At 55.3% G+C, this 12,492-nt stretch carries 12 protein-coding genes, 1 tRNA gene and 1 pseudogene; 12 read left to right on the top strand and 2 right to left on the bottom strand.

Annotated elements, in window-relative coordinates:
• Window positions 1-82 precede the first annotated feature (82 nt).
• Complete coding sequence (gene whiA / locus BJQ97_RS15060) at window positions 83-1,045, top strand: DNA-binding protein WhiA (RefSeq protein WP_160157182.1); 963 nt, start codon at window positions 83-85, stop codon at window positions 1,043-1,045.
• 14 nt (window positions 1,046-1,059) lie between these two features.
• Window positions 1,060-1,317, top strand: coding sequence for an HPr family phosphocarrier protein (locus BJQ97_RS15055; RefSeq protein ID WP_011232533.1), 258 nt, complete (start codon window positions 1,060-1,062; stop codon window positions 1,315-1,317).
• Window positions 1,318-1,396: 79 nt separating this feature from the next.
• Here BJQ97_RS15055 and clpP read toward each other — a convergent pair whose 3' ends face one another.
• Window positions 1,397-1,987, bottom strand: a complete 591-nt coding sequence (gene clpP / locus BJQ97_RS15050) for an ATP-dependent Clp endopeptidase proteolytic subunit ClpP (RefSeq protein ID WP_044732602.1) — start codon at window positions 1,985-1,987, stop codon at window positions 1,397-1,399.
• 312 nt (window positions 1,988-2,299) lie between these two features.
• On the opposite strand from clpP, the gene BJQ97_RS15045 reads away from it, so the two are divergent.
• From BJQ97_RS15045 to BJQ97_RS18100, 10 genes and pseudogenes are all read left to right on the top strand, one after another.
• Window positions 2,300-2,371 (top strand) — tRNA-Arg (locus tag BJQ97_RS15045).
• 157 nt (window positions 2,372-2,528) lie between these two features.
• On the top strand, window positions 2,529-3,836 hold the full coding sequence (gene rpoN / locus BJQ97_RS15040; protein WP_160157181.1) for an RNA polymerase factor sigma-54: 1,308 nt from the start codon (window positions 2,529-2,531) through the stop codon (window positions 3,834-3,836).
• Window positions 3,837-3,865: 29 nt separating this feature from the next.
• Entirely contained in the window at window positions 3,866-4,111 is a 246-nt protein-coding gene (locus BJQ97_RS15035; protein WP_041468558.1) for a glutaredoxin family protein, read from the top strand.
• A gap of 122 nt (window positions 4,112-4,233) precedes the next feature.
• A complete protein-coding gene (locus BJQ97_RS15030; protein ID WP_160157180.1) occupies window positions 4,234-5,283 on the top strand; it encodes a sugar-binding transcriptional regulator in 1,050 nt (349 codons plus the stop codon).
• A 13-nt stretch (window positions 5,284-5,296) separates the two neighbouring features.
• Window positions 5,297-6,304: a type I glyceraldehyde-3-phosphate dehydrogenase gene (gene gap / locus BJQ97_RS15025; protein ID WP_044732591.1), complete on the top strand. Its 1,008-nt coding sequence runs from the start codon at window positions 5,297-5,299 to the stop codon at window positions 6,302-6,304.
• 122 nt (window positions 6,305-6,426) lie between these two features.
• On the top strand, window positions 6,427-7,611 hold the full coding sequence (locus tag BJQ97_RS15020; RefSeq protein ID WP_160157179.1) for a phosphoglycerate kinase: 1,185 nt from the start codon (window positions 6,427-6,429) through the stop codon (window positions 7,609-7,611).
• A gap of 61 nt (window positions 7,612-7,672) precedes the next feature.
• Complete coding sequence (gene tpiA, locus BJQ97_RS15015; RefSeq protein ID WP_160157178.1) at window positions 7,673-8,434, top strand: triose-phosphate isomerase; 762 nt, start codon at window positions 7,673-7,675, stop codon at window positions 8,432-8,434.
• The gene (gpmI, locus tag BJQ97_RS17475; RefSeq protein ID WP_201451705.1) at window positions 8,427-9,962 is read left to right on the top strand and encodes a 2,3-bisphosphoglycerate-independent phosphoglycerate mutase; all 1,536 of its coding nucleotides are present in this window, start codon (window positions 8,427-8,429) and stop codon (window positions 9,960-9,962) included. Before tpiA ends, gpmI begins: the two co-directional genes overlap by 8 nt.
• Before the next feature lie 30 nt (window positions 9,963-9,992).
• Window positions 9,993-11,285: a phosphopyruvate hydratase gene (gene eno, locus BJQ97_RS17470; protein ID WP_201451704.1), complete on the top strand. Its 1,293-nt coding sequence runs from the start codon at window positions 9,993-9,995 to the stop codon at window positions 11,283-11,285.
• A gap of 218 nt (window positions 11,286-11,503) precedes the next feature.
• Window positions 11,504-12,098, top strand: a pseudogene (locus tag BJQ97_RS18100) (carboxylesterase family protein); the annotation flags it as partial.
• A gap of 49 nt (window positions 12,099-12,147) precedes the next feature.
• On the opposite strand, the gene BJQ97_RS15000 reads toward BJQ97_RS18100, so the two are convergent.
• A complete protein-coding gene (locus BJQ97_RS15000; RefSeq protein WP_044733314.1) occupies window positions 12,148-12,363 on the bottom strand; it encodes a hypothetical protein in 216 nt (71 codons plus the stop codon).
• Between the last annotated feature and the right edge of the window lie 129 nt (window positions 12,364-12,492).

The following is a 12,492-nucleotide window of genomic DNA, read 5'->3' as shown; positions in this document are numbered from 1 at the left end:
CGGCGCCGCTTCCTATGGCCGCGCCGAAGATTAGGCACCTCCAACCGGCCGGATGCGGGGAACGAATGGAGGTGAGGCAATCGTGTCTTTTGCATCGGAAACGAAAAAGGAATTGACCCATTTAGAGGTGAAGCCTTGTTGCTTGCGCGCGGAGCTGTCCGCGCTTTTGCGCATGAACGGTTCGCTGTCGTTTTCCAGCGGGCGGATGGCGGTCGATGTCCAGACAGAAAATGCGGCGATCGCTCGGCGCATTTATACGTTATTGAAAAAGGGCTACGATGTCGCCGTTGAGCTGTTTGTCCGCAAGAAAATGCGTCTGAAAAAAAATAACGTCTACATCGTCCGCGTGACCGACGGTGCGGCCTCTTTGCTTCGTGAACTTCACATTGTCAACGGCGATTTTTCGCTCATCCATGACATTTCCCCGGAGCTCGTCAAGAAAAAATGCTGCAAGCGCTCGTATTTGCGAGGTGCATTTTTGGCCGGCGGTTCGGTCAACAACCCGGAGACGTCGTCCTACCATTTGGAGATTTTTTCGCTGTATGAGGAGCATAACCGGTCGTTATGCGAATTGATGAACAGTCACTTTTTTCTAAATGCGAAAACGTTGGAACGGAAAAAGGGGTTTATTACGTATTTAAAAGAGGCGGAAAAAATCGCCGAGTTTTTGAACATCATCGGGGCCCATCAAGCGCTGCTTCGCTTTGAGGACATTCGCATCGTCCGCGACATGCGCAACTCGGTCAATCGGCTCGTCAACTGCGAGACGGCCAATTTAAACAAGACGATCGGCGCCGCGCTTCGCCAGGTGGAGAACATCCGCTACATCGACGAGACGATTGGTCTTGATTCGCTGCCGGCCAAGCTGCGGGAAATCGCGAAGCTGCGCATCGAGCATCAAGACGTGACGTTGAAAGAGCTCGGCGAGATGGTTGCCGGCGGAAAAATCAGCAAATCCGGCATCAACCACCGGCTTCGCAAAATCGACGAAATCGCGGAGCGGCTGCGGGCGGGAAAGCCGGTCGATTTCCATAAATCGCTGTAAAGGGGAGATGGAGAGTGGTTGAAAAACAAGTGGAAGTGAAATTAAAAACCGGGCTGCAAGCGCGCCCGGCGGCGTTGTTCGTCCAAGAAGCGAACCGTTTCTCGGCAGACGTCTTTTTGGAGAAAGACGGAAAACGGGTCAACGCGAAAAGCATTATGGGCTTAATGAGCCTCGCCATCGGCCATGGAGCGGTGATCACGCTCATTGCCGACGGTCCGGACGAGCAAGAAGCGATCGAAAAGCTCGCCGCCTATGTGCAAAAGGAGAAGTAAAGCAGCATGTGGGGCTGGCGGGGAAAGGAATGGAAAAGGCTGCTCCGTTGTTGCCGGAAGCAGCCTTTTGCTTTTCATTTTATTTTTCATCAGCGCGCGTCAGCACGCGGTCAATGATGCCGTATTCTTTTGCTTTTTGCGCGGTCATAAAGTTGTCGCGGTCCGTATCGCGCTCGATCACCTCGATCGGCTGGCCGGTGTTTTCCGATAAAATGCGGTTCAATTTGTCTCGCAAGAACAAAATGCGTTTCGCTGCGATTTCGATTTCCGTCGCTTGCCCTTGGGCGCCGCCGAGCGGTTGGTGGATCATGATTTCACTGTTTGGCAAGGCGAACCGTTTTCCTTTCGCACCGGCGGCAAGCAAAAACGCGCCCATCGATGCCGCCATGCCGATGCAAATCGTCGATACGTCCGGCTTGATGAACTGCATGGTGTCGTAAATCGCCAGGCCGGCTGTGATCGAGCCGCCCGGGCTGTTGATGTACAAGGAAATATCTTTGTCCGGGTCTTCCGCCGCCAAAAACAACAGCTGCGACACGATCGAGTTGGCCACTTGGTCGTCGATCGGGCTGCCAAGGAACACGATTCGGTCCTTCAATAAGCGCGAATAAATGTCGTACGCTCGCTCCCCGCGGTTCGTCTGTTCGATGACAGTCGGAATCAAATACATGAAAAACGCCTCCTTTTCCATCCTATGGATCAATATGTACGCCTTAATCATACATGAATGGTCAATGAAGGTCAAAAAAAACGACCTTCCTCATTCTTTATAACATATTCGCGGCTAGCGGGAACATCCCTCTTTTCATCATAACCGCTTTTTCATTTTTTTAACCAGTTGCCTGTGGCGGTGGCATTGATGTGGAAGGAGCAAAGGCCTCATTTTTCCTGTTTTTTATTGCATTTTCCCCTTGCATTTTTGTACGATCCTGCTATAATAGAACATGCGACGGAACGAAACAGAGAAATAATGAACTGCCATGCCCTCGTAGTGTAGTGGATAGCACGAGAGATTCCGGTTCTCTTAGCGTGGGTTCGAATCCTGCCGAGGGCGCTTCACATGGGAAACGGTTGCATTGGCAGCCGTTTTTCGTTTTTTTTTCGGAGCGACATTGCACGGCCAAGCTTCACCATCTCGGAAGCACCGTCAAAAATTTCTCCTACCCCCCATCCCCGCCGTCGTGTACAATAGAAAGAAAGGAGGCGTGACGATGAGGGCGGAGTTATGGCAAGAGCAGCGGCTGCAGTTGTCGCTGACAAAGGAGCTTGTGCAGGCGATTGAACTGTTGCAGTATTCCGCGGTCGATTTGGAAGCGTTTTTATATGAACGGTCGTTGGAAAACCCGTTTTTGGAAATTCGCCGCAGCCGGGTGCGGCAGCGGTCCAATCGGGCGAAACGGGACCAAAAGCAGTGGCTTGAGAACATCGGCGCCCGCGCAGAGACGCTTGCTGGCCATTTGCTTTCTCAGCTGCCTTCGTTGAAGCTGGCCGATCGGGAAGATCGCATCGTCCGCTATCTCATTGCCTCGCTCGATGAGGACGGCTATTTGCGCGTGCCGCTTGCAGAGCTGGCGGCGCGGTTTTCCGCATCGGAACAAGAGATGGAGCGGGGGCTGCGCCTTGTCCAGTCGTTCGACCCGCCGGGAGTCGGCGCCCGTGATTTGGCGGAATGCCTTTTGTTGCAGCTTGAGCGTCTTCCGGAGCGCGACGAGCTGGCGGAAACGATCGTCCGCGACCATTTTGTTCCCTTTGCGGAAAAGTCGTGGAAAACGTTGGCCAAGCAGCTTGGCGTCGGCCTTGGCGAACTGCAGCGCGTCTTCGAGTTCATCCGCTCGCTCGAACCGCGTCCGGGCATTCACTATTCGAGCGACACACCGCCTTTCGTTGTGCCGGATGTCATCGTCACCCGGGGAGCGGATGGGGACTGGATGGTCGCCTACAACGATGACATCCATCCGGAGCTCGGATGGAACCGGGAGTACGAGCGGCGCATTGCCGCATCCGGCGACCGGCATGCCGAACAGTTTATCAAGGAAAAATACCGGCAGTTTACGTGGCTCGCGAAAAGCCTCGAGCAGCGAAAGCAGACGTTGCTTCAGCTTATGGCGGTTATCGTAGAGCGCCAGCGTCTGTGTTTGGAGTTCGGGCTTTCCGCGCTCAAACCGATGACGATGCGCGAGGTGGCCGAGGAGCTTGGGGTGCATGAATCGACGGTGAGCCGCGCGGTGCGTCATAAATATGTGCAAACGCCGTTTGGCACGATCGAGCTGCGCCGCTTTTTTTCGAGCGCGGCTACAGTCCTTGCAACAGACGAGGCGGCTTCCTCGACCCAGGTGAAAGCGATCATCCAAGAGCTGATCGCGGCGGAAGACCGGCGGGCGCCGCTTTCCGACCAGCAGCTCGCCGAGTTGCTTCGCGACCGGCACCACATCGCCATTTCACGCCGTACGGTCGCCAAATACCGCGAGCAGCTGCGCATTCCCTCTTCGGCGAAGCGAAAGCAATATACCGGAGCTTGATGCGGACGGTGAAGGAAAGGGAGAACGTGATGCACATTCGGTTGTACACGAAAACAAACTGCCCGCTTTGCGACAAAGCAAAAGCGGTTTTGGCAGAACTGCAGGCGGATGATCCGTTTACAATGGAAGAAATCGACATTTACCAAGACGATGCGCTTCTTGAGAAATACCAATTGATGATTCCGGTCGTCGAGCTGGACGGCGAAGAAATCGGATACGGGATGATTGAAAAAGAAACGATAAGAAAGCGGTTGCGGCAGGCGCGAAAAAGTTGAACCGTTTGTTTCCTCCTGCTATAATGAAATTGACGCGGGAGGAATTTTTTATCGACTTGTGGGACATAATATGTCATACCGGGACAAAAAATGTCCCTATGTTCCGCTGAGGAGAAGGATCGATGCAATCGTTATTAGAGGCATTAAAAAAATTATCGCCCGACTTTCTTGACGTTATGCAAAAGCGATACGAAATCTTGCATTCCATTTCGCTCATGGCGCCGATCGGACGGCGGGCGCTGGCGGCGAGCCTCGGCATGAGCGAGCGGGTGCTCCGGTCGGAAACGGAGTTTTTGAAAGGGCAAAACTTGCTCTCCGCCGATGTGTCGGGCATGCGGCTGACGGAGGAAGGCCAAGAGCTCCTTCATGCGCTCAATGATTTGATGCGGGAAGCGCTCGGGCTCAAAGAGCTGGAATCCGCGCTGCAGCGAAAGCTCGGCATTCCGCGCGTGATTGTCGTCGCCGGGGATAGCGATCGTTTCCCATGGGTAAAAAAAGAAATGGGAAGAGCGTGTGTTGCCTGCATGAAGGAACTGCTTGAACCCGGGGACATCGTTGCCGTGGCTGGCGGCACGACGATGGCGGCGGTTGCGGAGATGATGACGCCGGATTCGAAGATTCGCGATGTGTTGTTCGTACCGGCGCGCGGCGGCCTCGGCGAGGATGTCGGGAACCAGGCGAACACGATTTGCGCCAAGATGGCGGAAAAAGCGATGGGCCGCTATCGCTTGCTCCACGTGCCCGATCACTTAAGCGATGAAGCGTACGCGTCGCTCGTCGAAGAACCGGCGGTGAAGGAAGTGCTTGAGCTCATCCAATCGTGCCGCATGGTCGTCCACGGCATCGGCGAAGCGGTGACGATGGCGAAGCGGCGGAAGACGCCGCCTGCAGAGATGGAGAACATCATCGCCCGCCATGCGGTCGCCGAGGCGTTCGGCTATTATTTCAACGAACGCGGCGACGTTGTCCATAAGGTGAAAACGGTCGGCATTCAACTCGAACACCTCCCGCATGTCGAACATGTCATCGCCGTCGCCGGAGGGGCGTCGAAAGCGAAAGCCATTCGCGCCTACATGAAGCAGGCCCCCCGTTCGCTGTTGGTGACGGACGAAGGCGCCGCGAAAGCGTTAGTAGGGGAGTCAAGTCCCTTGCCGATACAATCCAAATCATAAGGAGGAAACAACGATGGCAGTAAAAATCGGGATCAACGGATTTGGCCGCATCGGGCGCAACGTGTTCCGCGCGGCATTGAAAAACCCGGACATTGAAGTGGTGGCGGTGAACGATTTAACGGATGCGAATACGCTGGCGCATTTGTTGAAATACGACTCCGTCCATGGCCAGCTTGACGCGGAAGTGTCGGTGAACGGCAACAACTTGGTCGTCAACGGCAAAGAAATCATCGTCAAAGCGGAACGCGACCCGGCGAATTTGGCGTGGGGCGAAATCGGCGTTGAGATCGTCGTCGAGTCGACCGGCCGCTTCACAAAACGGGAAGATGCGGCGAAACACTTGGAAGCCGGCGCGAAAAAAGTGATCATTTCCGCTCCGGCGAAAAACGAAGATATTACGATCGTCATGGGCGTCAACCATGACAAATACGACCCGAAAAGCCACCATGTCATTTCGAACGCGTCGTGCACGACGAACTGCTTGGCGCCGTTTGCCAAAGTGCTGCACGAAAAATTCGGCATCGTCCGCGGCATGATGACGACGGTTCACTCGTACACGAACGACCAACAAATTTTGGACTTGCCGCATAAAGACTTGCGCCGGGCACGGGCGGCGGCGGAATCGATCATCCCGACGACGACCGGGGCGGCGAAAGCTGTTGCGCTTGTCCTGCCTGAATTGAAAGGCAAATTGAATGGCATGGCAATGCGTGTGCCGACGCCGAACGTATCGGTTGTCGACTTGGTGGCGGAGCTGGAAAAAGAAGTGACGGTCGAAGAAGTGAATGCCGCGTTGAAAGCCGCGGCGGAAGGTGAACTGAAAGGCATTTTGGCTTACAGCGAAGAACCGCTTGTGTCACGCGACTACAACGGCAACCCGGCTTCGTCGACGATCGATGCGCTTTCGACGATGGTCATTGAAGGCAAAATGGTGAAAGTCGTTTCGTGGTATGACAATGAAACGGGCTACTCGCACCGCGTCGTCGACTTGGCTGCCTACATCGCCTCGAAAGGGCTGTAAAACTAGCTTGGCGTTGAGTTTTCCATCCGTTCAAGTCTATAATAGGGAAATGGAGGGGAGCGGGGAAATGATCCCCACTCCTTTTCCTTTGTCGAAACTGCAGCCAAAAGGGGGCACGAACGATGAACAAGAAGACGATCCGCGACGTTGAGGTGAGGGGAAAGCGCGTCTTTTGCCGCGTCGATTTCAACGTTCCGATGGAAGAAGGCGCGATCACTGATGATACGCGCATCCGCGCGGCGCTGCCGACGATCCGCTATTTGATCGAGCACGGGGCGAAAGTCATTTTGGCGAGCCACCTCGGCCGTCCAAAAGGAAAAGTGGTCGAAGAATTGCGCTTGGATGCCGTTGCGAAGCGGCTCGGCGAGCTGCTTGAACGGCCGGTCGCGAAAACGAATGAAGCGGTCGGCGATGAAGTGAAAGCGGCGGTCGCCCGTTTGAACGAAGGCGACGTGCTCTTGCTTGAGAACGTCCGTTTTTACCCTGGCGAAGAGAAAAACGATCCAGAGCTGGCCAAAGCGTTTGCGGAGCTCGCGGATCTGTATGTCAACGATGCGTTCGGCGCCGCCCACCGCGCTCATGCGTCGACGGAAGGCATCGCCCATTACTTGCCTGCGGTGGCCGGGTTTTTGATGGAAAAAGAACTCGAAGTGCTCGGCAAAGCGCTCTCGAATCCGGACCGCCCGTTTACGGCCATCATCGGCGGCGCGAAAGTGAAAGACAAAATCGGCGTCATCGACAATTTGCTTGAAAAAGTCGATAACTTGATCATCGGCGGCGGGCTGGCGTACACGTTTGTGAAAGCGCTCGGCCATGATGTCGGTAAGTCGCTGCTTGAGGAGGACAAAATCGAACTCGCCAAATCGTTTATGGAAAAGGCGAAAGAAAAAGGCGTCCGTTTTTATATGCCCGTGGACGTCGTCGTCGCCGACCGGTTTGCGAACGACGCCAATACAAAAGTCGTGCCGATTGACGCCATTCCGGGCGACTGGGAGGCGCTTGACATCGGCCCGAAAACGCGCGAATTGTACCGCGATGTCATTCGTCAATCGAAGCTCGTCGTCTGGAACGGCCCGATGGGCGTCTTTGAAATGGAGGCGTTCGCCCATGGGACAAGAGCGGTCGCACAAGCGTTGGCGGAAGCGCCCGACACTTATTCGGTCATCGGCGGCGGCGATTCGGCGGCGGCGGTTGAGAAATTCGGCTTAGCCGACAAAATGGATCATATCTCCACCGGCGGCGGTGCGTCGCTCGAATTTATGGAAGGGAAACAGCTGCCAGGGGTTGTCGCGCTGCAAGACAAATGACCCACGGCGTCGGATTGGGCGCATGGCGGCTGATGCCGCCGATTGAAAGGAAGGGTGAACGATGAGAAAACGCATCATTGCAGGCAACTGGAAAATGCATAAAACATTGGCGGAAGCTGTTCAATTTGTCGAGGAAGTAAAAGGGCACGTGCCGCCGGCGGACGAAGTCGATTGTGTCGTTTGCGCGCCGTTTCTCTTTTTGGATCGGTTGGTGCAAGCGGCAACAGGAACGGATTTAAAAATCGGGGCGCAAAACATGCATTTTGCCGACCAAGGGGCGTACACCGGCGAAGTGAGCCCGGTCATGCTCAAAGATCTCGGCGTCACGTACGTCATCCTCGGCCATTCGGAGCGCCGGCAAATGTTCGCCGAAACAGATGAGACTGTGAACAAAAAAGTGTTGGCCGCCTTCACCCGCGGCTTGACGCCGATCGTTTGTTGCGGGGAAACGATCGAGGAGCGGGAAGCCGGGCAGACGAACGCCGTTGTCGCGTTGCAAGTGGAAAAAGCGCTCGCCGGCTTGACGCCCGATCAAGTGAAGGAAGCGGTCATCGCTTACGAACCGATTTGGGCGATCGGAACGGGCAAATCGTCGACGGCGGAAGACGCCAACGAGGTGTGCGGCCATATTCGCGCGGTCGTCTCGCGCCTGTTTGGCCGGGAAGCGGCGGAAGCGATCCGCATTCAATACGGCGGCAGCGTCAAACCGGACAACATCCGCGACTTTTTGGCGCAAGAACATATCGACGGCGCCTTAGTCGGCGGAGCGAGCCTCGAGCCGGCTTCATTCTTGCAATTGGTGGAGGCGGGCCGCCATGAGTAAACAACCAGTGGCTCTCATCATTTTGGACGGGTTTGCGCTGCGCGACGAAACGTACGGCAATGCGGTCGCCCAAGCGAACAAGCCGAACTTCGACCGCTATTGGAACGAATACCCACACACAACGCTCAAGGCGTGCGGCGAGGCGGTTGGACTTCCGGAAGGACAGATGGGCAACTCGGAAGTCGGGCATTTAAACATCGGCGCCGGCCGCATTGTGTACCAAAGCTTAACGAGAGTGAACATCGCCATCCGCGAAGGTGAGTTTGACCGGAACGAAACGTTTTTGGCGGCGATGAACCATGTGAAGCAGCACGGAACGAGCCTTCACTTGTTCGGTTTGCTTTCTGACGGCGGCGTGCACAGCCATATTCACCATTTGTACGCCCTCTTGCGCTTAGCGGCGAAAGAAGGCGTCAAGCGCGTGTACATCCACGGCTTTTTGGACGGCCGTGACGTCGGCCCGCAAACGGCTCCGCAATACATCAAAGAGCTGCAAGAAAAAATCAAGGAGTACGGCGTCGGCGAAATCGCGACATTGTCCGGCCGCTACTACTCGATGGATCGCGACAAGCGTTGGGACCGGGTCGAAAAGGCGTACCGGGCGATGGTGTACGGGGAAGGTCCGACGTACCGGGATCCGCTCGAGTGCATCGAGGACTCGTACAAGCATGGCATTTACGACGAATTCGTCCTGCCGTCGGTCATCGTCCGTGAAGACGGCTCGCCGGTGGCGACGATCCAAGACAACGACGCGATTATTTTCTACAACTTCCGCCCCGACCGTGCGATTCAAATTTCGAACACGTTTACGAACGAAGATTTTCGCGAGTTTGACCGCGGCCCGAAACATCCGAAGCATTTGTTCTTCGTCTGCTTGACGCACTTCAGCGAAACGGTGAAAGGATACGTGGCGTTCAAGCCGACGAACCTTGACAACACGCTCGGGGAAGTGCTGTCGCAGCACGGCTTGCGCCAGCTGCGCATCGCGGAAACGGAAAAATACCCGCACGTGACGTTTTTCATGAGCGGCGGCCGCGAGGAGAAGTTCCCCGGCGAAGATCGGATTTTAATCAACTCGCCGAAAGTAGCGACGTATGACTTAAAACCGGAAATGAGCGCCTATGAAGTGACAGATGCTTTGCTCAAGGAAATTGAAGCCGATAAGTACGATGCGATCATCTTGAACTACGCCAACCCGGATATGGTCGGCCACTCCGGCAAGCTCGAACCGACGATCAAAGCGGTCGAAGCGGTCGACGAATGCCTCGGCAAAGTCGTTGATGCCATTTTGGCAAAAGGCGGCGTCGCCATCATCACCGCCGACCACGGCAACGCCGATGAAGTGCTGACGCCCGACGGCAAGCCGCAAACGGCGCATACGACCAATCCGGTGCCGGTCATCGTGACGAAAAAAGGCATCAAGTTGAGAGACGGGGGCATTTTGGGCGATTTGGCCCCGACGATGCTTGATTTGCTCGGTTTGCCGCAGCCGAAAGAAATGACCGGAAAATCGCTCATTGTCCAATAACAACGATACAAGGAAAAGGAGTGCATGTTGATGTCTGCGATTATTGACGTCTACGCCCGCGAAGTGCTTGACTCGCGCGGCAATCCGACGGTGGAAGTGGAAGTGTATACGGAAGACGGCGGCTTCGGCCGCGCTTTGGTGCCGAGCGGCGCTTCGACCGGGGAATATGAAGCGGTCGAACTGCGCGACGGCGACAAACACCGCTACCTCGGCAAAGGGGTGTTAAAAGCGGTCGAAAACGTGAACGAAATCATCGCGCCGGAAATCATCGGCCTAGAAGTGACCGACCAAGTGGCGATCGACCGCAAATTGATTGAACTCGACGGCACGGAAAACAAAAGCAAGCTTGGCGCGAATGCGATTTTAGGCGTATCGCTTGCGGTCGCGCGCGCAGCGGCGGATGAACTTGGTTTGCCATTGTACCAATACTTGGGCGGTTTTAACGCCAAAACGCTGCCGGTGCCGATGATGAACATTTTAAACGGCGGCGCGCATGCCGACAACAACGTCGACATTCAAGAATTTATGATCATGCCGGTCGGCGCGGAAAGCTTCCGCGAAGCGCTGCGCATGGGGGCGGAAATTTTCCACAGCTTAAAAGCGGTGTTGAAAGCGAAAGGCTACAACACGGCGGTCGGCGATGAAGGCGGCTTTGCCCCGAACTTGAAATCGAACGAAGAAGCGCTGCAAACGATCATTGAAGCGATCGAAAAAGCGGGCTACAAACCGGGCGAACAAGTGATGCTGGCGATGGACGTCGCGTCGTCCGAGCTCTATAACAAAGAAGACGGCAAATATCATCTCGAAGGCGAAGGCGTCGTCAAAACGTCGGAAGAAATGGTCGCTTGGTATGAAGAACTTGTATCGAAATACCCGATCATCTCGATCGAAGACGGGCTCGATGAAAACGACTGGGAAGGGCATAAACTGCTCACCGAGCGGCTCGGCAAAAAAGTGCAGCTTGTCGGCGACGACTTGTTTGTGACGAACACGAAAAAATTGGCCGAAGGCATTGAAAAAGGCGTCGGGAACTCGATTTTGATCAAAGTGAACCAAATCGGCACGCTCACCGAAACGTTTGACGCCATCGAAATGGCGAAACGCGCCGGCTATACGGCCGTTGTCTCGCACCGCTCCGGCGAAACGGAAGACAGCACGATCGCCGACATCGCCGTCGCCACGAACGCCGGCCAAATCAAAACCGGAGCGCCGTCGCGCACCGACCGCGTCGCGAAATACAACCAGCTGCTCCGCATCGAGGATGAACTCGGCCATACGGCGATTTACCAAGGCATCCGTTCGTTTTACAATTTGAAAAAATGACGGAAACAGGCGTCCCCAACGGAGGGGGCGCCTGTTGTTTTGATTGGGGGCAAAAGGAATGGCTGACGGTGATAAAGATGCCTCGATGCATTCAGGAAAGCTGCGAGTGAAGATTAAAACGCTCCACGTCTCATGATTAGACAAAGTCAAGTGGCATAGTTTGTAGAAAAAAGTCTAATTTTTACCCAGTTAACGGAATAGTTGTACCTATAATAACGTCGGATCCGATTTTCAGCGGATTGCTCGGGCGGATGAATGAGGCGCCGAGCGAAGATGGGCTGTACTTGAACGTTTGATCGCCGGCGGCCGATGGGAAGAAGCGGCCGGTGCTCGTTTGGATTCACGGCGGCGCCTTTTTGTTCGGCTCTGGTTCTTCGCCGTGGTATGACGGGACGGCGTTCGCGAAACATGGCGATGTCGTCGTCGTGACGATCAACTACCGGATGAACGTGTTCGGCTTTTTGCATCTTGGCGATATGTTTGGCGAAGCTTACTCCCAAGCGGGGAATCTCGGCATTTTGGACCAAGTGGCGGCATTGCGCTGGGTGAAAGAGAACATTGAGGCGTTTGGCGGCGATCCGGACAACATTACGATTTTCGGTGAATCGGCCGGAGCGCGAGGCGATCGCCAACGAAATGCATTATGCTTGGCTTTCGTTCGCCCGCACGGGCAATCCAAACGGCGATCACTTGCCGGAAGAGTGGCCGGCGTATACGAATGAGCGCAAGCCGGCGTTCGTCTTTTCCGCCGCAAGCCATGTGGAAGACGATCCGTTCGGCCGCGGGCGGGCGGCGTGGCAAGGGCGCGCCTAATCGAAAAAAGGAACGGTGCCTAACGGCCGTTCCTTTTCTATGTATCGATTCAATCGTTTGCTTCTTTCGCAGGAAGCCCGAACTGTTCCGCCAGCTCCGGGTCGCGGTCGATCGCCTCAAGCAGCTTCCGCATGACGTTGACGTCAAATGTGAAGTTCGCTCCGATCGGCGAGGTGACGAAAATTTTCCCTTCCTTCGCCTCCCGCGCCCGTTTGAATTGATAGCCGTCAATCGCGATGACGACTCGTTCGTCCGGTCTTGCCATTTTTTAGTCCCTCCAATCGTTGCCGATTTGCTTTCATTGTAACGTATTTTGGCTGCGGACGACAATGATCATACCGCGCCCGAGGCATGGAGCGTCAAGCGGATGGAGGATGAAACGCTCCCCTATCTA

Source organism: Geobacillus sp. TFV-3, assembly GCF_009901865.1.
GTDB classification, from domain to species: Bacteria; Bacillota; Bacilli; order Bacillales; family Anoxybacillaceae; genus Geobacillus; species Geobacillus thermoleovorans_A.
Note: the sequence above shows the minus strand (reverse complement) of the source record. Positions and strands in the feature narration are given on the sequence as shown.

Bases quoted from the DNA above. Each gene is read 5' to 3' on its own strand.
- clpP (WP_044732602.1), bottom strand. From the start codon at position 1,987: ATGTATTTGATTCCGACTGTCATCGAACAGACGAACCGCGGGGAGCGA.
- rpoN (WP_160157181.1), top strand. From the start codon at position 2,529: ATGAGGGCGGAGTTATGGCAAGAGCAGCGGCTGCAGTTGTCGCTGACA.
- BJQ97_RS15035 (WP_041468558.1), top strand. From the start codon at position 3,866: ATGCACATTCGGTTGTACACGAAAACAAACTGCCCGCTTTGCGACAAA.
- BJQ97_RS15030 (WP_160157180.1), top strand. From the start codon at position 4,234: ATGCAATCGTTATTAGAGGCATTAAAAAAATTATCGCCCGACTTTCTT.
- gap (WP_044732591.1), top strand. From the start codon at position 5,297: ATGGCAGTAAAAATCGGGATCAACGGATTTGGCCGCATCGGGCGCAAC.
- BJQ97_RS15020 (WP_160157179.1), top strand. From the start codon at position 6,427: ATGAACAAGAAGACGATCCGCGACGTTGAGGTGAGGGGAAAGCGCGTC.
- tpiA (WP_160157178.1), top strand. From the start codon at position 7,673: ATGAGAAAACGCATCATTGCAGGCAACTGGAAAATGCATAAAACATTG.
- gpmI (WP_201451705.1), top strand. From the start codon at position 8,427: ATGAGTAAACAACCAGTGGCTCTCATCATTTTGGACGGGTTTGCGCTG.
- eno (WP_201451704.1), top strand. From the start codon at position 9,993: ATGTCTGCGATTATTGACGTCTACGCCCGCGAAGTGCTTGACTCGCGC.
- BJQ97_RS15000 (WP_044733314.1), bottom strand. From the start codon at position 12,363: ATGGCAAGACCGGACGAACGAGTCGTCATCGCGATTGACGGCTATCAA.